General features: G+C 63.4%; 19 protein-coding genes. 6 read left to right on the forward strand and 13 right to left on the reverse strand.

From position 1 onward, the window contains the following. Positions 1 to 28 precede the first annotated feature (28 nt). The 3 genes from nifK to nifH all read right to left on the reverse strand — a co-directional run bounded on the left by nifK (position 29) and on the right by nifH (position 4,033). Complete coding sequence (gene nifK, locus EPD66_RS06530; protein WP_142847679.1) at positions 29 to 1,576, reverse strand: nitrogenase molybdenum-iron protein subunit beta; 1,548 nt, start codon at positions 1,574 to 1,576, stop codon at positions 29 to 31. 33 nt (positions 1,577 to 1,609) lie between these two features. Further along, positions 1,610 to 3,046, reverse strand: a complete 1,437-nt coding sequence (gene nifD, locus EPD66_RS06535) for a nitrogenase molybdenum-iron protein alpha chain (protein ID WP_142847680.1) — start codon at positions 3,044 to 3,046, stop codon at positions 1,610 to 1,612. A 111-nt stretch (positions 3,047 to 3,157) separates the two neighbouring features. Next, the gene (gene nifH / locus EPD66_RS06540) at positions 3,158 to 4,033 is read right to left on the reverse strand and encodes a nitrogenase iron protein (protein WP_142847681.1); all 876 of its coding nucleotides are present in this window, start codon (positions 4,031 to 4,033) and stop codon (positions 3,158 to 3,160) included. 323 nt (positions 4,034 to 4,356) lie between these two features. On the opposite strand from nifH, the gene EPD66_RS06545 reads away from it, so the two are divergent. From EPD66_RS06545 to EPD66_RS06555, 3 genes are read left to right on the forward strand one after another with little or no spacing between them, the layout of a single operon-like run. Then, positions 4,357 to 5,175, forward strand: coding sequence for an NAD(+)--dinitrogen-reductase ADP-D-ribosyltransferase (locus EPD66_RS06545; RefSeq protein ID WP_142847682.1), 819 nt, complete (start codon positions 4,357 to 4,359; stop codon positions 5,173 to 5,175). A gap of 41 nt (positions 5,176 to 5,216) precedes the next feature. Next, positions 5,217 to 6,107, forward strand: coding sequence for an ADP-ribosyl-[dinitrogen reductase] hydrolase (gene draG, locus EPD66_RS06550; protein ID WP_142847785.1), 891 nt, complete (start codon positions 5,217 to 5,219; stop codon positions 6,105 to 6,107). Positions 6,108 to 6,117: 10 nt separating this feature from the next. Beyond that, on the forward strand, positions 6,118 to 6,537 hold the full coding sequence (locus tag EPD66_RS06555) for an ArsC/Spx/MgsR family protein (RefSeq protein ID WP_142847683.1): 420 nt from the start codon (positions 6,118 to 6,120) through the stop codon (positions 6,535 to 6,537). A 106-nt stretch (positions 6,538 to 6,643) separates the two neighbouring features. Here the strand turns inward: EPD66_RS06555 and EPD66_RS06560 are convergent, their stop codons facing one another. From EPD66_RS06560 to EPD66_RS06600, 9 genes are all read right to left on the reverse strand, one after another. Next, positions 6,644 to 7,492, reverse strand: a complete 849-nt coding sequence (locus EPD66_RS06560; RefSeq protein WP_142847684.1) for an SIR2 family protein — start codon at positions 7,490 to 7,492, stop codon at positions 6,644 to 6,646. A gap of 5 nt (positions 7,493 to 7,497) precedes the next feature. After that, entirely contained in the window at positions 7,498 to 7,704 is a 207-nt protein-coding gene (gene nifT, locus EPD66_RS06565) for a putative nitrogen fixation protein NifT (RefSeq protein ID WP_142847685.1), read from the reverse strand. 4 nt (positions 7,705 to 7,708) lie between these two features. Further along, positions 7,709 to 7,978: a nitrogen fixation protein NifZ gene (locus EPD66_RS06570; protein WP_142847686.1), complete on the reverse strand. Its 270-nt coding sequence runs from the start codon at positions 7,976 to 7,978 to the stop codon at positions 7,709 to 7,711. Between the two features lie 3 nt (positions 7,979 to 7,981). After that, positions 7,982 to 8,758, reverse strand: a complete 777-nt coding sequence (locus EPD66_RS06575; RefSeq protein ID WP_142847687.1) for a 4Fe4S-binding leucine-rich repeat protein — start codon at positions 8,756 to 8,758, stop codon at positions 7,982 to 7,984. Positions 8,759 to 8,844: 86 nt separating this feature from the next. Continuing rightward, positions 8,845 to 9,039 carry a 4Fe-4S binding protein gene (locus tag EPD66_RS06580; RefSeq protein ID WP_142847688.1) on the reverse strand — a complete coding sequence of 65 codons (195 nt, stop codon included), beginning with the start codon at positions 9,037 to 9,039 and terminating at the stop codon, positions 8,845 to 8,847. Positions 9,040 to 9,114: 75 nt separating this feature from the next. Continuing rightward, positions 9,115 to 10,617 carry a nitrogenase cofactor biosynthesis protein NifB gene (gene nifB / locus EPD66_RS06585; RefSeq protein ID WP_370511866.1) on the reverse strand — a complete coding sequence of 501 codons (1,503 nt, stop codon included), beginning with the start codon at positions 10,615 to 10,617 and terminating at the stop codon, positions 9,115 to 9,117. Positions 10,618 to 10,958: 341 nt separating this feature from the next. Beyond that, on the reverse strand, positions 10,959 to 12,137 hold the full coding sequence (locus tag EPD66_RS06590; protein ID WP_221930895.1) for a GGDEF domain-containing protein: 1,179 nt from the start codon (positions 12,135 to 12,137) through the stop codon (positions 10,959 to 10,961). A 133-nt stretch (positions 12,138 to 12,270) separates the two neighbouring features. Next, positions 12,271 to 13,194, reverse strand: coding sequence for a sugar phosphate nucleotidyltransferase (locus EPD66_RS06595; RefSeq protein WP_221930896.1), 924 nt, complete (start codon positions 13,192 to 13,194; stop codon positions 12,271 to 12,273). Positions 13,195 to 13,222: 28 nt separating this feature from the next. After that, a complete protein-coding gene (locus EPD66_RS06600) occupies positions 13,223 to 14,497 on the reverse strand; it encodes a class I SAM-dependent methyltransferase (protein WP_255448391.1) in 1,275 nt (424 codons plus the stop codon). Between the two features lie 261 nt (positions 14,498 to 14,758). Here EPD66_RS06600 and EPD66_RS06605 point away from each other — a divergent pair, with 261 nt between their 5' ends. From EPD66_RS06605 to EPD66_RS06615, 3 genes are read left to right on the forward strand one after another with little or no spacing between them, the layout of a single operon-like run. Continuing rightward, entirely contained in the window at positions 14,759 to 16,144 is a 1,386-nt protein-coding gene (locus EPD66_RS06605; protein WP_142847690.1) for a UDP-glucose/GDP-mannose dehydrogenase family protein, read from the forward strand. A 44-nt stretch (positions 16,145 to 16,188) separates the two neighbouring features. After that, complete coding sequence (locus tag EPD66_RS06610) at positions 16,189 to 17,286, forward strand: NAD-dependent epimerase/dehydratase family protein (RefSeq protein WP_142847691.1); 1,098 nt, start codon at positions 16,189 to 16,191, stop codon at positions 17,284 to 17,286. A gap of 11 nt (positions 17,287 to 17,297) precedes the next feature. Further along, the gene (locus tag EPD66_RS06615) at positions 17,298 to 17,954 is read left to right on the forward strand and encodes a PIG-L deacetylase family protein (RefSeq protein WP_221930897.1); all 657 of its coding nucleotides are present in this window, start codon (positions 17,298 to 17,300) and stop codon (positions 17,952 to 17,954) included. A gap of 94 nt (positions 17,955 to 18,048) precedes the next feature. On the opposite strand, the gene EPD66_RS06620 is transcribed toward EPD66_RS06615, so the two are convergent. Then, positions 18,049 to 18,939 carry a hypothetical protein gene (locus tag EPD66_RS06620; protein ID WP_142847692.1) on the reverse strand — a complete coding sequence of 297 codons (891 nt, stop codon included), beginning with the start codon at positions 18,937 to 18,939 and terminating at the stop codon, positions 18,049 to 18,051.

An 18,939-nucleotide genomic window follows, 5' to 3' on the forward strand; every position in this document is an offset into this window, starting at 1 on the left:
GCCCTGTACGACATCCTCCGGGTCCGGCTCAGCGGATGATGTCGTAGCTGTAGTCGGTCTGGCCCGCGATATTGGTGTCGGCGTCCATGACGTCGAACACCTTGTCGAGAATCCTGACCAACACGTTCAGCGACCCCTGGTAGCCCCAGACCGGATAGCGGTGGTGGTGGTGACGGTCGAAGATCGGGAAGCCCAGGCGGATCAGCGGGATGCCGGTATCGCGTTCCAGATATTTGCCGTAGGTGTTGCCGATCAGGAAGTCCACCGGCTCGGTGAAGAGCAGGGACCGCATGTGCCACAGATCCTTGCCCGCCCAGGCCTTGCCGCCCTTGCCATAGGGCGAGGAGGCGAGCAGCGCCTCGACCTTCGCCGCCCAATCCTTGTTGCCGTTGGTCGCCAGCACATGCACCGGCTCGGCGCCCAGTTCCATCAGGAAGCGGGTCAGGCCCAGGGTCAGGTCGGGATCGCCGTAGATGGCGAAGCGCTTGCCGTGCAGATGGGCCATGGAATCGGCCATCGCATCGACCAGGCGGCCACGTTCCTTGACCAGTTCCGCCGGAACCGGCTTGCCGGTCAGGTCGGAGACGACCTTCAGGAATTCGTCGGTCGCCTGCACGCCCACCGGATGGTTCAGGGCGACGGTCTGCTGGCCCAGCGAGGCGCAGAATTCCAACGTCTTCTCGGTGCAGAATTCCTGCATCGACAAGGTGGCCTTGGCATCGACGGCGCGCTTGACGTCCTCGATCCGGGTGCCGCCGTCATACATGCGGAATTCGCCATCGGTCGGCGTGTCATAGACGTCGGAGACGTCGCCCAGCAGGGTGTAGTCCACGCCCATCAGGCCCAGGATACGGGCCAGTTCGCGGTTGTTGCCGACGGCATAGCCGTCGAAGCCGCCGATGATGTTGATCTTGCCGTCGGCGGTGCGGGCATTGCCGCTCTTGGCCCCCCAGAAATGGGTCAGGATGCCCTTGATCATGTTGTCGTAGCCGACGGTGTGGCTGCCGACGAAGGCAGGGGTATGGGCATAGGGAACGTCGAAATCGGCCGGGATCGAACCCTTGTCCTTCGCGGTCTGGATGAAGGCCTGCAGGTCGTCGCCGATGACTTCGGCCATGCAGGTGGTCGAGACGGCGATCATCTTCGGCTTGTAGAGGGCATAGGCGTTGGCCATGCCGTCCACCATGTTCTGCAAGCCGCCGAATACGGCCGCGTCCTCGGTCATCGACGAGGACACCGCGCTGGACGGCTCCTTGAAATGACGCGACAGATGCGAGCGGTAATAGGCAACGCAGCCCTGGGAACCATGCACGAAGGACAGGGTGGATTCGAATCCGGCGGCGGCGAAGACGGCACCCAATGGCTGACAGGCCTTGGCCGGATTGACGGTCAGGGCCTCACGCGCGAAATTCTTCTCGCGGTATTCCCATGACTTGGTCCATTCGGCAATCTCGGCGACCTTGGCATCGTCATGACCGAATTCGAAGTTTTCCTTCTTGTTCTTGAACAATTCCTGGTATTCCGGCTCGCGGAACAGCTTGAAATGGTCAAGGACCTTTTCTGCGCTCTGACCCATGATACTTCTCCTTAATTCCTAGCGAACCGGACTTCAGAACGGCGACTTCGTCAGGCCCCAGACGGGATTGTTGATCGCCAGATCCATGTCGCGGGCGAAGATGGCAAAGCCGTCATAGCCGTGATACGGGCCCGAATAGTCCCAGGAATGCATCTGGCGGAAGGGCACGCCCATCTTCTGGAAGACGTATTTTTCCTTGATGCCGGACCCGACCAGGTCGGGCTTGATGGCTTCGACGAACTTTTCCAGCTCGTAGGCAGTCACGTCGTCATAGATGAGCGTGCCGTCTTTGACGTAATGGGTGGTGCGCTGATAGTCGTCGCCATGGGCGAATTCGTAGCCGGTGCCGACCACTTCCATGCCCAGGTCGGCATAGGCGTCCATGACGTGACGCGGACGCAGGCCGCCGACATAGAGCATGACCTTCTTGCCGGCCAGGCGCTCCTTGTACTTGGCGATCACCGCCTCGGCCAGCGGCTTGTACTTGGCGATCACCTTCTCGGCATTGGCCTTGATGGTGTCGTCGAAAAAGCTGGCGATGGTGCGCAAGGACGCTTCGATCTGGCTGGGGCCGAAGAAGTTGTATTCCGTCCACGGAATACCGTACTTCTCTTCCATGTACCGCGAGATGTAGTTCATCGAGCGGTAGCAATGCAGCACGTTCAGCTTGGCTTTGGGCGTGTTCTCCATCTCGGCGAGGGAGCCGTCGCCCGACCACTGGGCGATCACGCGCAGGCCCATTTCCTCGAGCAGGATGCGCGACGACCAAGCGTCGCCGCCGATATTGTAGTCGCCGATGATGGCGACGTCATAGGGTGTGGATTCGAACTCGGCCTTGGGGCCGGTCTTCTCGAACACCCAGTCGCGCACGGCATCGTTGGCGATGTGATGACCCAGCGACTGGGACACGCCGCGGAAGCCTTCGCAGCGCACCGGCACGATGGTCTTGCCGTATTCCTTGCCCTTCTTGCGGGCCACGGCCTCGATGTCGTCGCCGATCAGGCCGATGGGGCATTCCGACTGGACCGAGATGCCCTTGTTCAGCGGGAACAGGTCCTCGATCTCGTCGATCAGCTTCTCCAGCTTCTTGTCGCCGCCGAAGACGATGTCCTTTTCCTGGAAGTCCGAGGTGAACTGCATCGTCCCGAAGGAGTTCACGCCGGTCACGCCGACATAGTAGTTGCGGCGCGAGGCCCAGGAATACTGGCCGCAGCCCACCGGGCCGTGGCTGATATGGATCATGTCCTTGATCGGTCCCCAGACGACGCCCTTCGAGCCGGCATAGGCACAGCCACGGATCGTCATAACGCCAGGGATCGACTTGATGTTGGACTTGACGCCGCAATCGGACTTGCCCTCTTCGTAAACGTTGAGGTGCTTCTTGCGCTTCTTCGCCGACTTTTCGGGATAGGCTTCCAGGACCTCGTCGATCAGGGCCTGGTTGCTCTGCTTGGTGTCGTCTAGGCTCATGCCGTCCTCCTCATCCTCTCTAGAAGCGGCTCTTCCGCCGCGCCCCGATGCGCCCGGCCCCTCGGCTTCTGCGGTTCCGCAAGAGAACCGGGCGATACGGAGAATTGCCCCTTACGCGGCGCCCATCGCCTTGCCGACGATGGACTCGTCTTCCTTCTTCATGATGCCGAACTCCATCAGCAGGTCTTCCAGCTCTTCCATGCTGATCGGCGTGGGAATGACGCCCTTGCCCTTGTTCTCGTGGATCTTCTTGGCAAGCTGGCGGTATTCGTCGGCCTGCTTGGACTCCGGCGCGTATTCGATGACGGTCATGCGGCGCAGTTCGGCGTGCTGGACGATGTTGTCGCGGGGCACGAAGTGGATCAGCTGGGTGCCCAGCTTGCCGGCCAGGGCGGTGGCCAGTTCCAGTTCCTTGTCGGTCTGGCGCTCGTTGCAGATCAGGCCGCCCAGGCGCACGCCGCCGGTATTGGCGTATTTCAGGATGCCCTTCGAGATATTGTTGGCGGCATACATGGCCATCATCTCGCCGGACATGACGATGTAGATCTCCTGCGCCTTGTTCTCGCGGATCGGCATGGCGAAGCCGCCGCAGACCACGTCGCCCAGCACGTCGTAGGACACGTAATCCACGCCGTCATAGGCGCCGTTCTCTTCCAGGAAGTTGATCGAGGTGATGACACCGCGGCCGGCGCAGCCGACGCCCGGCTCGGGGCCGCCCGATTCGACGCAGCGGATGTTGCCGAAGCCGACCTTCAGGACGTCTTCCAGTTCCAGGTCCTCGACCGAACCGGCTTCGGCCGCCAGATGCAGGACGGTGTCCTGGGCCTTGGCATGCAGGATCAAGCGGGTCGAGTCGGCCTTGGGGTCGCAACCGACGATCAGGATCTTCTGACCCATCTCGGCGAGGGCAGCCAAGGTGTTCTGGGAGGTGGTCGACTTACCGATGCCCCCCTTGCCGTAGAAGGCGATCTGCCGAAGTTCGCTCATAAGGAAGAACTCCTCTCCGTGTTGATATCCATTCGAGCGGGGGCATCGCCGCCGCGCAGCAGGGGAATTGCAACCGCCATGCCAATTAGCCTTAATCATTGTGCGGTTATTGAATCCCGATACGGGACAAGGGGTTAGGGATGATTCGCAGGGAAATCGGGAGACCTGCGCCCCCCTGTGCGGAACACGACAAAGCCCCGACACAATGTCCGAAGCGCCACAGCGGGCCGGAGGTCCGGCCCGCCTGAAGCCTTGCGCCCGCGCATGGCGCGATTCTTGCGATCCGGGACGATGCGAGAAAGGAAGAGCGGGGAGACGGCATAATGGCCCTGATGCGGGCACCCTTCCGTGGCCACAGCACCAATCTGGTCGGCATTCCCACCGGCCTGCTGTGCAGCGCGGACTACAACGACACTCCGGTGCCGCTGCATATCGCCGGGCTACGCCAGATGTATCCGTCGCTGTTCGAGATGCTGAACCAGGCCGAAAGCATGGCCGAGGCGGCAGAAGTGTTCCAGGATTACATGGCCGTCGTCTTCGGCCTGGACCAGGAACAGCGCGACGGCGTGGATGCCAAGGGGCGCCACCGGTTCCGCTCGTCCTATCTGCGGCTGCTGAAAGGCTGGGGCTTCGATACCAACAGCCCGGAAGGCGCGGTGCTGAAAGGCTGGGTGGAAAGCCGCTTCGGCCTGTTCCCCACCTTCCATGTCCGGCCCATCGAGCGTTTCTCCTCGGAAGCCTGGATGGGCTATGTGGAACAGAAGATGTCGAGCCGCTTCCACAACAACGCCATCCAGACGCAGCTCGACCTCTTGTATGAATTCTGTCAATGGGCGCTGGGCCGCTTCTTTTCCGTCGGCCGCCGCCATGTGACGCTCTATCGCGGCGTCAACGATTTCGCCGAGCAGATCATGGTCGAGCGCATCGACAAGCGGAAGGCGGTGGTGCGCCTGAACAGCCTCGTCTCCTTCTCGTCGGAACGCGACATCGCCTCGGAATTCGGGGACTACATCCTCGAAGCCCGCGTGCCGACCTCGAAAATCCTGTTCTTCAACGCGCTTCTGCCCTCGGCCCCGCTGAAGGGCGAGGCGGAATACATGGTCATCGGCGGCGATTACCGGGTCGCCGTCAGCTATTTCTAGGACGGAGCTTCGGCGTGTCAGCCAACAATCTCATCAATTCCATGCGGCCTGATGCCGACCGTGCCCTGGGCGCCTATCTGGGGCTTGCCGTAGGGGATGCCCTGGGGGCCACCGTCGAATTCATGACAAAGGCGGAAATCCAGGAGATGTACGGCGTCCATTGCCGCATGATCGGCGGCGGCTGGCTGCGCCTGAAGGCCGGGCAAGTGACGGACGACACCCAGATGTCGCTGCATCTGGGCCGCGCCCTGCTCGCCAGCGGCGGCTGGAACCTGCGCGCCGTCTGCGAGGAATTCGCCGCCTGGCTGAAGGGCAAGCCGGTGGATGTCGGCAATACCTGTCGGCGCGGCATCCGCCGCTACATCACCGAAGGCAGCATGCAGACGCCCTATCACGACGGCGATGCCGGCAACGGCGCGGCCATGCGCAACCTGCCCGTCGTGCTGGCTACGCTGGCCGACGAATGCGCCTTTGAGGAATGGACGCTGGGGCAATGCCACATCACCCATAACCACCCCCTGTCCGACAGCGCCACCCTGTCGCTGGGCCGCATGACGCGGCGGCTGATCCTGGGCGGCGCCATCAAGGACGTGCGCGAGGAGGCCAATGCGCTGATCGCCCGGCACCGCAACTTCCGCTTCGATCCCTATCGCGGCAATGCCTCGGCCTATGTGGTCGATACGGTCCAGACGGTGCTGCATCACTATTTCCGCACCGACAGCTTCCGCGCCTGCGTCATCGAGGTGGTCAACCAGGGCGGCGACGCCGACACCACCGGCGCCATCGCCGGAATGCTGGCCGGCGCGACCTATGGCGCCTCGTCCATTCCCTCTTCCTGGCTCGGCAGGCTCGATCCCCAGGTGTCGGCGGAGATCCGCGCCCAAGTGACGGGGCTGCTGGCCTTGTCCGAGACCGTTCACCTTCCCCGCTAGGACGCCCGCCATGGCTCATGTGATCTTCTTCGAAAAGCCCGGCTGCCGGAACAATACCCGTCAGAAGGCCCTGCTCGCCGCCTCGGGCCACAGCGTCGAGGCCCGCAACCTGCTGACCCATCCCTGGACGGCCGGGGAATTGCGCGCCTTCTTCGGCGACCGCCCCGTCGCCGAGTGGTTCAACCGCGCCGCTCCCCGCGTGAAGGAAGGCGAGGTGGTGCCCGAGGAAATGAAAGCCGAAGCCGCGCTGGCCGCCATGCTCGCCGACCCGCTGCTGATCCGCCGCCCGCTGATGCAGGTCGGCGACCGGCGCGAGGTGGGATTCGAGGCCGATCGCGTCCATGGCTGGATCGGCCTCGCCGCCGAACAAGCGGTGCCCGGGGAGGCCTGCCCGCGCAAGGACGGGCATCAATGCGGGGAGCAGGCGTAACCTTCCGGGGTCTCCCTATGCTCAGCATGGGGCAATCTATTGCAAAGCCTCGCCTTGAAGAGGCCGCAAAGCGGCCGTCTCGAAGTGAAGGCGGACCAGGAAGCCCTTAGGCCAGCTGCGCCCCGGCGACGTCGCGCGCAATCAGCAGCGCGGCCCCGGCAAGCGGCAAGTCCAGGCGCTGGATTCCCTGTTCATCGAGGAACCGCGCCTCGTTCCTGGTCATCTCCCCCGGCAGCACCGCATAATGCGGCCCGGCGGAACGCTTCAGCACCTGACGGGCGAAGGTCCGCTCCATCTGGTCGTGGAAACGGCAGCCCAGGAAGACGAAGCCCAAGGAGGCACGGCGGTCCTTGACCGGTGCCGGGATGGGCGTCTGGATATCGATCTCGGTCAGCACTTCCACATAATCGCTGTCCGACAGCAGGAAATTACCTTCCGGCTTCATCCCGCCATGGGGCTTGTAAAGCAGGGTCTGCCAGCCAGTTGCCTCGGCTTCGGTGCTGCGCCGCCCTTCGGAATCATAATAGCGGTACCAGATATCCTCGTACTCGCCATTGCGGGTCACGGCCTGGACCTGCCCCCAATCCTGGCCCGAGGCCGTCAAAGCCTGCGCCATCGTCGAATCGTACCAGCTGTCCACGATCAGCGGCAGGCGCAGCATGGCCAGGGTCTGGTGCAGCAGGTTGATGTCCTGCTCGGGCGCGAAGATTTCTTCCATCAGCCGCGCCAGCGTCTGGCGGTGGCGGTTGGATTCGATGTATTGCGCCGCCGACCACAGATTGTTGCGGATGCGGCCCGGCACGGCGACCTTGGCGGTCAAACGCTCGACCAGGGCACGGGTCGAGGTCGGCACCGAAGCGGGAGCGCCGATGGTCAGGACTTCGGGGCCGAGAAAGGGCGCGAGACGCCCTTCCGTCAATCCCTCGGCGATCAGGGCGATGGCTTCATGCGGCATGGGATCTACTCCGCGCGCTTGCGGGCTTCGACGGTCACCGGCAGGCGCGTCTCGGCGGCCATGTCGGGCAGTTCGAGCACCCAGCCATTGGCCAGCCTGACCCAGCCACCCCACATTCCGGGCTTTTCCATTTCGACCACCGTCTCTTCCAGGTCCTTCTTGGCCACATAGGCCGACAGCCCGGCGGCCGTCTTGCGCATCATCACCTTCATCGCTTCACTCCTCTTCCACCAGTTCCAGTTCCTTGCCGCGCATGCCGACAAGATAGCCGCGCTCGACGAAATCGACGCCGTAGATGTAATATTGCTGAATGAAGGTGCCGATGCTGTTGACGTATCCGACCTCTCCCTTCTTCACCAGTATTTCGCCGATCTCCTTGCCGGGGAATGTCCCGTCATTACGGATATTCTTCCTCGAGCGGACTTTTGTTCCGTAATTGAAAGCCGGCGGACCATCCAGTTCGACGGCATCGGAATCGCGGATCATCCTTCAGTCTCCCTTGCGTTCGAGAAAGCCGTCGAGAAAGTGGTCCAGGCGGGAACGCGCCAGGACGCGGACCTCCTCCTCGGGATCGTCCACCAGACGCGACAGACAGCTGGGAATGGCGTGTTCGGCGACGTAATAGCGGACACGCCAATCGGGATCATCGGCCAGGATCGGCAATTGATCGGGACGCAGCCTTTCCGCCACGGCCAGCCGCACCATCGGTTCCTCGTCGAAGACCATGGAAGGCAGCCAGTCCTCGCCGATGCGGCTGGCGACTTCGATCCGCACTTCCATTTCGGGATCATGCATCATCACCGGCAGCATCTCGTCGGGCAGGCGGCGTGCCGTCACCAGGCGGATGTAGTAATCGGAATCATTCATCAGTGGGGCCAGATCCACCCCCTGAAGGCGCGAGGCCACGGCCACGCGGACCTTGCGGTCGGGATCGGCGCGAAGCCGCAGCAGGTAGCGGCGCGGCAGGCGCAGGGCCACCGCCCAGCGCACTTCGGGATCGGGATCATCGATCAGGCGCGGCAGCAGGAAGATGTTCGCGCTTCTGGCCGCGACCGCCCGGACCTCGAAGAAGGGATGGTCCAGGTAGCAGCCCGCCAAGTCGGGATTGATCGAGAAGAAACGGTCGATGCGCTTGGCGTAACGGTCGTGCACGCAGGCCGAAAGGGGCTTGCACCGCCCGGCGGCAAGAAGGTCCGCCCGATGCGGGCACGTCTCGCAGGATACGGGATCGCCCAGCCAATCAAGAGCCTGATCCAGTCCGGACATGGTCCGCCTCCTTCAACAGGCCTGTCCGTCGCCCGCCCTGCCCCGGCAGGAAACAGCGCGGGCCGCCGACGGAACCAGGACGCCGCTCAGGCCGGGACGCAGGTATTGTCCACCGGACAGACCGAGGCGCATTGCGGGCTGTCGAAGACGCCTTCGCATTCGGTGCATTTGTTCGGATCGATGAAGAAGATGCCGCCCTTTTCCTTGATGGCACTGCTGGGGCACTCGAATTCGCAGGCGCTGCAGCCGGTGCATTGGGACGCGATGATCTTGTAAGCCATGATGTTTCACCCTCTCTCGAAGTCTCCCCGGCGGCCGGAAAACGCCGGAGGCATAAGACGCACCGGACGGCTCTGTCAGGCCGTGCGCGCATCGACATGGTTCAGGTCCGCCATCTTTCCGGCATACCAGGCCATGGCCGAAGTCTCGATCCAGTCGAAGGCGTAGTCCTCGACGGCCTCGATTCCCGCTTCCTCCAGCCGAGCCTTGGGACAATCGCCGATCTTGGCGACCATCACCGCCGCCACGCCTTCCAGCGCGGCGATCACCTCTTCCAGCTTGTCTTCCTCGCCATAACCGCCCTGGCAGTAATTGTCGGCCCGGCGATGGCCGACGAAGCGGGCGCCCCTGGCATCCACTTCATAGACCTGGAATTCCCTGGCATGGCCGAAATGCTGGTTGATGCGCCCGCCGCCCTTGGTGGCGACGGCGACCAGCAGGCTTTCCCCGGCCAGATCGGCGACTTCGGCCTGGGCCTGTTCGGAGGCCTTGCGGCGGTCCTCGCGCTCCTGCTCGACCAGGGCGACATAGGCCTCGCGCTTGGCCGGATCGAAGACCGGCATCTCGGGGATCTTGTCCAAGGTGAACTCGGCGCCGCGATCCTCGCCCAGCAGGCCGACGGCATCGGCGCGGCACTGGCGGCAATGCTTCATCAGCTTGGCGCCGCCATCCAGGGCGTCCTGCAGGCTCTTCAGTTCCGCCGGGTTGGGACCGCGCTGGCCGGTCAGGCCGAAATGGGTGCCATGCGCGGGGTCCGAAATCAGCGGCATGACATTGTGCAGGAAGGCGCCGCGCTTCTTGACCTCGGCATTGACCAGCTTCAGATGCTCGTCGTTGATGCCGGGAATCATCACCGAATTGACCTTCACCAGGATACCGGCGGCCGTCAGCATCTCGAGGCCCTTCATCTGGCGTTCGAGCAGGATCTCGGCGGCGTCGCGGCCTTTCCAGCGGCGATGGTTGTAGAAGATCCAGGGATAGATCTCCGCCCCTACATCCGGGTCCACCGCATTCAGCGTGACGGTGACATGGTCCACGTTGTAGCGGGCGATGGTGTCCACGTGATCGGGTAGCGCCAGACCATTAGTGGACAGGCAGAGCTTGATATGGGGCAGCGCCTCGGCCACCAATTCGAAGGTCCGGAAGGTCTTCTGCGGATTGGCCAAAGCATCGCCCGGCCCGGCGATGCCCAGCACCGAAAGCTGCGGCACCTCGGAAGCCACCGCGACCACCTTGCGCGCGGCCTGTTCGGGGGTGAGCTTCTCGCTGACCACGCCGGGACGGCTTTCATTGGCGCAGTCGTATTTGCGGTTGCAGTAATTGCACTGGATATTGCAGGCAGGCGCCACCGCCACATGCATGCGGGCGAAATAGTGATGCGCCTCTTCGGAGTAACAGGGATGGTCCTTGACCTTCTCCCAGACTTCCGGGGGCATGTCGCCCTGACCCTGGCTCGAACCGCAGGAGGTCTGTCCCTTGGCGCTGGACGCGCCGCAGCCTCCGGCCGGCATCCGGGCCTTCATCTCATCCACCGAGGTCACGCGCCCGATCGCCGACAAAGAGATCACCTGACTCGCCACGGTCCTGTCCTCCGTCCGGTTGTCCCGCTGGAGGTATCGCAAGCCCCGTGCCACAGGTGAAATTGGCGGTTTTCCTCGCTTCCCCGCCTCGCCCTCATGTCGCGCCCCCGACAAGCCTGTCGCATCTGCGACAAGGCCGTCCCCGAAGGCGGAGGAGTTGCGGAAGGAGTGCCTGAGCGCTTATTCATGCTTCGAGACGCCGCTTCGCGGCTCCTCAGCATGAGCGCTATCTTATTGATATAATAATATTATCCTCGCCCTGAGGAGGCTGCGTAGCGGCCGCCTCAGGGCGAGGCGGGCCGAAAAGAATTCCTTCGCAGCCTCAGAGCTGCGCCGCGCCGTTACGCCGACAGCAGAAGCTCGGCGTAGTTGCGGTCGTCGAAGGAGATGCAGGCGTTCTTGCCGCCCCGCTTGGCCTGATACATGCGGTTGTCGGCGAGTTCGATCAGGTCCATCCAATCCGAAGTGCCGTCGGCGATGCGTTCGGCCACGCCGATGCTGGCGGTGACCGGCAGGCCGTCGGGACGCCGGCCAAGGCCCAGTTCGCGCAGGCGCTGTATCACGACGTCGATGCCTTGGGCGTCGGTATTGGGCAGCATGATGATGAACTCCTCGCCGCCCCAGCGCACCAGGGTGTCGCTGCGGCGCAGGACCTTCTTCAGCTGCTTCGCCACGCCGCGCAGCACGGCATCGCCTTCCTCGTGGCCGTAGATGTCATTGACCGACTTGAAATTATCGATGTCGATGAAGGCGATGGCCAACGGCGTGTTGGTGCGCGCGCAGATGCGGTATTGCAGGTCGATGGCCTCTTCCCCGCTGCGCCGGGTGAAGGCCCCCGACAGCAGGTCGTGGGAGGCCTGGTTGATCAGGGCAATCATGTAATGAAGCTGGCTCATGCCTGAAAAGGCCGCCACGCCCGTCACCAGTCCCAGCAGCCAGACGGTATTGACGAAGTCGGCGATGTCGAAGACCGGGCCCTGGGCGGCGCCGATGGCCGAAACGGCCATCACCGGCAGGGCGCAGACGATGACTTCGAACAGCGTCAGGGGAAAGACGCACAGCCCGGCCACGACGATGAAGGGCAGCAGCGAATAGGCCCGGGCCAGGATGCCCGCCAATCCTTCCGGCTCCACCCCCACCAGGAAAGGATGTGCTATCAAATAGAAGACCGGGGGCACGGCCAGCATGATGCTCAGGCTCATATAGGCCAGGGGCAAGGATTTCTCGCCGTCGCGCGGCCAGGCGAGGGCGACGAAGACCCCGCAGGCCCCCAGCCGCAGCAGCGCCAGGATGCCCCAGAGCGGCCAATCGAAGGCGATGTAATCGACGACGATCCAAAGCGGCGTCAGCACCGCGAACAGCGCCGAGACCAGCCGCACCCGCGAGACGATCAATTGCGCCCGATGCCGACGGATATGCTGGGAATGCCGATGCGGGAAGACGAGTTCTGCGTTCTGCTCCCAGGAATGGCGCAGAGGCGGAAGAATCGAGGTGATGTAGCGCTTCACAGCCGTAGGCATTCGGTCATATCCAGAAGGATGCTTATACCTTAGGATACTCCCAAAATCCCTGCGGTCATAGTCCGTTCGCTAATTTGTGGTAGCGGCCCGCCCGGAAGGCCGGGACGGGCCGCTGAAGTCCCCATCGTTTTTTTCAGTGCTTCGAGGGGCTCGAAGCGATGTCCAGCATGTCCTTGCCGTTCCCGTTGCCCCGCCGGGCGATGCCCGCAAGGGGAGCCTCCTGGACGGCAGGAATGACGCGGGTCTGGATCTGGGGACGCAGCTCCACCGGGCTGGGACGGTCGTCCCGCCAGACCTCCCAGGGGCCCCGCCCCTGGGTCAGCATGGTTTCCATCTCCTGCAGGTCCTTGAAGGTGTCCACGCCGCGCCAGAAGCCGTCATAGCGCAGGCCGCTCAGCCTGTTCTCGTCGATCAGGCGCTGGAACGGCTCCAGCACCAGTTCCTCGCCCTCGCGCATATAGTCGAAGATCTCCTGGCGCAGCACGAAGAAGCCGCCATTGATGCGCATATCGGTGGATTTGACGTCGTGGATGCCGCTGACCAGGTTGTCATCGGACAGCCGGGCCACGTGGAAGCTGTGGCTGGGCTTCACCGCCAGGAAGGTGGCGATCGAGTTCATGCGGTTGCACTGCTCGATCAGGCGCGGCAACGGACAATCGGTCAGGCCGTCGCTGTAATTGGCCAGGAACATCTCCTCGCCTTCCAGGAAGGGCTGCACCGACCGCAGGCGGTCGCCGATATTGGCGTTGATGCCGGTATCGACGAAGGTGATGCGCCAGTCGTCGATGTCGGACTTCAGCAGGTCGACGCGGCGCCCGCCCTCGGACAGGACGAAGTCGTTGGAGATGCACTCGTTGTAGTTCAGGAAGTAATCCTTGATGACATCCCCCTGGTAGCCCAGGCAGAGGATGAAGTCCTTATGCCCGAAATGCGCATAATACTTCATCACATGCCACAGGATGGGCCGATGGCGCAGCGGCACCATGGGTTTCGGGATGCGGTCGGAATAGTCGCGCAGCCTCATTCCCAAGCCGCCGCAGAACAATACTACTTTCATCACAAACCTCGTTGCCTCGTTTCCGGCATCAGAGCACCGTCACTTCGGGAATAGGCACGACGAATTTCCCGCCCCAGGAGCGGATGTAGTCCAATTGCTGGATGATCTCCTCCTGCAGGTTCCAGGGCAGGATCAGCACGTAATCGGGCTTGGTTTCCTCGATATGGGCCGGCGGGAAGATCGGGATATGGGTGCCCGGCGTGAACTTGCCGTGCTTGTAGGGATTGCGGTCCACCGCGTAATCGATGAAGTCGGTACGAATGCCGCAATAGTTCAGCAGGGTGTTGCCCTTGCCCGGCGCGCCATAGGCGGCCACGGTCTTGCCCTCGCGGCGGGCCGTGATCAGGAAGTCGAGCAGCTTGCGCTTGGTCTCGCGCACCTTCTCGCCGAAGGCGGCATAGGTTTCCAGGCGGTTGTAGCCCGCCGTCAGCTCGCGCTCGCGGATTTCGGCCACCGCCGCCGAGGTCGGATGCTTGGTATCGCCGTCATGGCAGGCATACAGGCGCAGCGAGCCGCCATGGGTCCAGATCTCCTCGACGTCGAACAGGCGCAGCCCATGCGCGGCGAAGATCTTCTCGGCGGTCATCAGCGAGAAATACGAGAAATGCTCGTGATAGATCGTGTCGAACTGATTGCCCTCGATCAGGCGCATCAGATGCGGCACCTCGATGGTCACCACGCCGTGGCGGCCCAGGATGGTGCGGATGCCTTCGACGAAGGAATTAAGGTCGGGGACCTGGGCCAGCACATTGTTGCCGATCACCAGGTCGGCGCTCGGACCCTGGCGCATCATGTCGCGGGCGGTCTCGACATTGAAGAACTTGACCAGGCTCGGCACGCCCTGCTTCACCGCCACGCGGGCCACGTTGGCCGCCGGTTCGACGCCGAGGACGGGAATACCCTTGGCGACGAAGTTGCGCAGGAGATAGCCGTCGTTGCTGGCCAGTTCGACCACGAAGGAGCGCTGGGTCAGGCCCAGGCGCTCGACGATCATGTCGGTATATTGCCGTCCATGCTCGAGATAGGAATCCGAATAGGACGAGAAATAGGCATATTCGCCGAAGATCTCGGCGGGGCTGACATATTCCGGCAATTGGGCCAGATAGCACGCTTCACAGACCTGCACATTCAGCGGATAGAAGGCCTCCATGGCGTTGACCTTGTCGGCCGGCACGAAGCTTTCGCAAAGCGGCGACATGCCCAGATCGACGAAGGGATGCAACGCGCCGCCGCAGAAGCGGCAGCCGCCCTTCTGGTGCTGATGGGTCTGAACCCTGGTGTCGGTCAAGCTGGTATCTCGCACTGGTGCGTCCTTTCTTTTGTCGGCGCTGAGGGCCAATCGCAAGGAATGCGGGAGTCCGCTTTCGCATATGAAGGCACTCCCACCCCCCAGGACCAATGGATCGTGCGGCGACTCGCCGTAAGTTCCCGACTTCGCCTTTTGTGCCCGACAACTCTCCACTGTGAGGATGTTTTGCGTTGTTCCCCCGCCCCATCCTCTTGCGGACGGCCCAGTTTTTCTGCGGTCGACAGCCATGTTACGCGAGAGTGAAGAGGATTCCCCATGAAGGTGGCGATCATCGGAACCGGCTATGTGGGCCTCGTAACAGGGGCTTGCTTGACGGCGCGGGGCCACGACGTGATCTGCGTCGACGTGGACGAACAGCGCGTCTCGGCGCTGAACCGCGCGGAAACCCCCATTCACGAACCCGGCCTGCCCCGGCTGATCGAACAGGGTGTCGCTTCGGGGCAATTGGCCGCCACCACCGACCTTGCCGCCGCGGTGCGCCGTTCGGACCTGTCCCTGATCTGCGTCGGCACGCCTTCCTCCGGAGGTCATATCGACCTGTCGCTGGTGCAGACCGCCGCCCGCCAGATCGGCGAGGCCCTGCGCGGCCATGACAAATGGCACGTGGTCACGGTGAAGAGCACCGTCGTTCCCGGCACCACCGGCGGACTGGTCCGCCAGACCCTCGAACAGGCCTCGGGCAAGACCGCCGGGCGGGATTTCGGCTTGGCGATGAATCCCGAATTCCTGAGCCAGGGATCGGCGGTGCGCGATTTCATGGAACCCGACCGCGTGGTCGTCGGCGCCCTGGACGAGCGTTCCGGCGCCATGGTGGCCGAGATCTACGAAAGCTTCGACTGCCCGGTCCTGCGCACCGGCCTGACCAATGCCGAAATGGTTAAATACGCGGCCAATTCCTTCCAGGCCACGCTGATCTCCTTCGCCAACCAGATCGCCGCCATCTGCGAGCGCCTGCCCGAAGCCGATGAAAGCGTGGTGATGTCGGGGGTCCATCTCGACCGCCTGCTGACGCTGGCCGCCCCCGACGGCAGCCCCATCACGGCCGGGGCCGCGCGCTTCCTGAAGGCGGGCATTGGCTTCGGCGGGTCCTGCTTCCCCAAGGACCTGGTGGCCCTGCGCCATTTCGGCCGGACCATCGGCGCCCCCACGACCATGCTCGACGCGGTAATTGACACCAACCGGAACCGCATCGGTCAGGTCTGCGCGCTGCTGGAACAGGATCTGGACGGACTGGCCGGACGCAAGATCGCCGTGCTGGGCCTGACCTTCAAGCCCGACACCGACGACCTGCGGGAAAGCCGCGGCCTGGCGCTGATCACCAGGCTGGCCGAAGCCGGTGCCGAAATCCGTGCCCATGATCCCCTGCCCGCCGCCCGCCGCGCGGCAGCGGACAAGCTGGACGGCCAGGCCGTCATCTGCGACAGCCTGCCCGACACCCTGGCCGGGATGGACGCGGCGGTGATCGCCACTGCCTGGCCCGACTACCGCGATTGCGACTGGCAGGCCCTGTCGCTGTCCATGCGCCGTCCGATCGTGCTGGACGGTCGTGGCCTGCTGGCCGGGCAGAGGCTGCCCGGCGGCATGCGCTACCGGCGGATCGGCGTCGGGCCGGAAACGGCCCTGCGCCCGGCGGCCGAATGACCTGACCTCCCCTGCGAGAGAAGAAAGAAAGGATAGGCGTAAGTATGATCACCCGAATCATTCGCGAGGACGCTCACCGCGTTGCCGCCGATCTTGCCGAAACGCTCGCCCCTCTGGCCGGCTCGAACGTGCTGATCACCGGCGCCGGCGGATTTCTGGGGAGCTTCTTCCTGGATGTTCTGGCCGCCTTCAACGAGGCCAATCCGGACAATCCCTGCCGCATCGTCGCCGCCGACAACTTCCTGGTCGGCCTGCCCGAACGCATCGCCCATCTGAAGGGGACGCCCCATATCGAATTCCGCACCGTGGACGTCTCCAAGCCCGCGGAATACGACCCCGCCCCCGATTACATCATCCATTGCGCCGGCATCGCCTCGCCCTGGCGCTATCGCGCGCAGCCGCTGGAAACCATCGACGTCAATGTCGGCGGCACCCGCAACATGCTGGAACTGGCCCGCAATTGCGGCGCCCGCTCCATGCTGTCCTTCAGCTCCAGCGAAATCTACGGCGATCCGGATCCGGCCTGGATCCCCACGCCCGAACATTACCGGGGCTACGTCTCCTGCACCGGCCCGCGCGCCTGCTACGACGAATCCAAGCGCCTGAACGAGACGCTTTGCGTCACCTATGCCCGCCATTACGGCGTGCCGGTCAAGATCATCCGCCCCTTCAACACCTACGGCCCCGGCCAGCGCATCGATGACGGCCGCATCGTCCCCGACATGATGAAGGCGGCGATCGAGGGCGGGCCGCTGGTGCTTTACAGCGACGGCCGCGCCACCCGCTCCTTCTGCTATGTCTCGGACTTCGTCTCCGGTTGCCTCCACGTCATGATGTCGGACGCCAATGGCGAACCCTTCAATGTCGGCAACGACCAGGAGATCAGCATCGGCGCCGCCGCTGAGCTGATGGCCCGCATCGCCGCCGAGCCGCCGCTGACGGTGGAATACCGGGTCAATCCCGATAGCGACTATCTGGTCGACAACCCGCAGCGCCGTTGCCCGGACCTGACCAAGCTGCGCACCATGACGCCCTGGACGCCCAAGGTGTCGCTGGAAGAAGGCCTGACCCGCACCCTCGCCTCCTACCGCGAGGAAATGGCGATGCGCGAAGGCATGGCCCCCCAAGCGGCGACGGCCTGAGCGAGGTCCCCATGATGGGGCTGCATTTCGGCAGTAACGGCACGGGACCCAAGCGGGTCCTGTGCCTCGGCGCCCATTGCGACGACATCGAGATCGGCTGCGGCGGCACCATCCTGCGCCTGGTGGAGGAAAGGCCGGAAATCGAAATCCGCTGGATCGTCTTCAGCGGCGCCGGCACCCTGCGGGAGGAGGAAGCGCGCAAAAGCGCGGCCGAGTTCCTGCATGCGCTGCCGACCAAGACGGTCGAGGTCAAGGGCTTCCGCAACGCCTTCTTTCCGGATCAATGGGCCGAGATCAAGCAGGAGTTCGAACGCATCCGCAAGGAGTTCGAACCCGATCTGATCTTCACCCATTACCGCTGCGACCACCACCAGGACCACCGCGTGGTGTCGGAACTGACCTGGAACACCTTCCGCAATCACCTGGTGCTGGAATACGAGATCGCGAAATATGACGGCGACCTGGGCAATCCCAACCTCTTCGCCCCGCTCGACCGCGACAAGGCCAAGCACAAGGTGGATGCGCTGATGCGCCATTTCGAAAGCCAGCACAAGCGGGAATGGTTCACCGAGGACACCTTCCACGCCATGCTGCGCCTGCGCGGCATCCATGCCAATGCGCCCAGCGGCCTGGCCGAGGCGTTCCACTGCCGCAAGATGGTGATCTGAAGGAACGCAACCCTTCCCCGGCGCAAAAGGAAAGGCAGGAGCCGAAAGGTTCCTGCCTTTTCCTTGTTCACGAGATCCCGGCCGCGGAGCCTCCTCAAGCCCCCTTCGTCAGGACGGGAAGATATTCGCGCATCCATTTGCGGGCGCGGTAGACGAAGCGGTTGCCCCGCCCCGTGACCATCCCCGGTATGGTGGGCGACTTCACCGGATGCCACAGCTTGTCCGGTTCCGGACCCGGCGCCGTCAGGATGGGCCGGAAGACCAGTGAGCCCGGCTCATGCCCCCGCGAGAGTGGGTTGTTCGTATAGAATCGGTTGTGGTTCTCCGGAGCCACGAATTCCCCCTGGCCGCCGATATCGGCGACCTTGAGCCCGGCGACATTCAGGATCGTCGGCACGGTGCATTCGCAATGACCCGCCCAGCCGGCCCGATAGGCGGCATGGACCGCCTGCAGCCCCTGATGGGAGATGCGGTAGACCGGCAGGAAGGCCCGGATCATGTCGACCTTCGATATCCCCGGCTCGGGGGAAACCAGGGACGACCAATTGACCCAGGAGGGATTGAAGGAATAGCGATAGACCGTGGTTCCCAGCAGGTCCGACGGATCGTTGTCGAAATGATCGAACAGGGTGGACCAGCGCCCCGAGAAACGCACGTCGTATTCGATCACCCAGTAATGGTCGTAGGGCTGGTTCGCCAGGAAGAAATTCAGCACGAACAAATCGATGTTGTACGAGCTGATGGACATGTCCTTGCGCGAGTAGTTCAAGCGCCGGATGTCGGCCGCGTCGAAGCGGAAGACATCCACATCGGACGGAACCTCAAGCGAGGTGAAATGTTCGGTGGTGTTGTAGACTAGATAGACGTCCCGTTTCTGTCCCTCCTCGCGGGCTTCGCGTTTCAGTTTGCGATATTCCGCGAGGATCGTCTCGTCGACGAAATGGGTCAGGAAGAGGACCGCCGTGGACGGCCTTGCCAAGGTCAT

It is taken from the genome of Telmatospirillum sp. J64-1, from assembly GCF_006980715.1.
In the GTDB taxonomy this organism is placed as follows: Bacteria; Pseudomonadota; Alphaproteobacteria; order Rhodospirillales; family Magnetospirillaceae; genus Oleiliquidispirillum; species Oleiliquidispirillum nitrogeniifigens.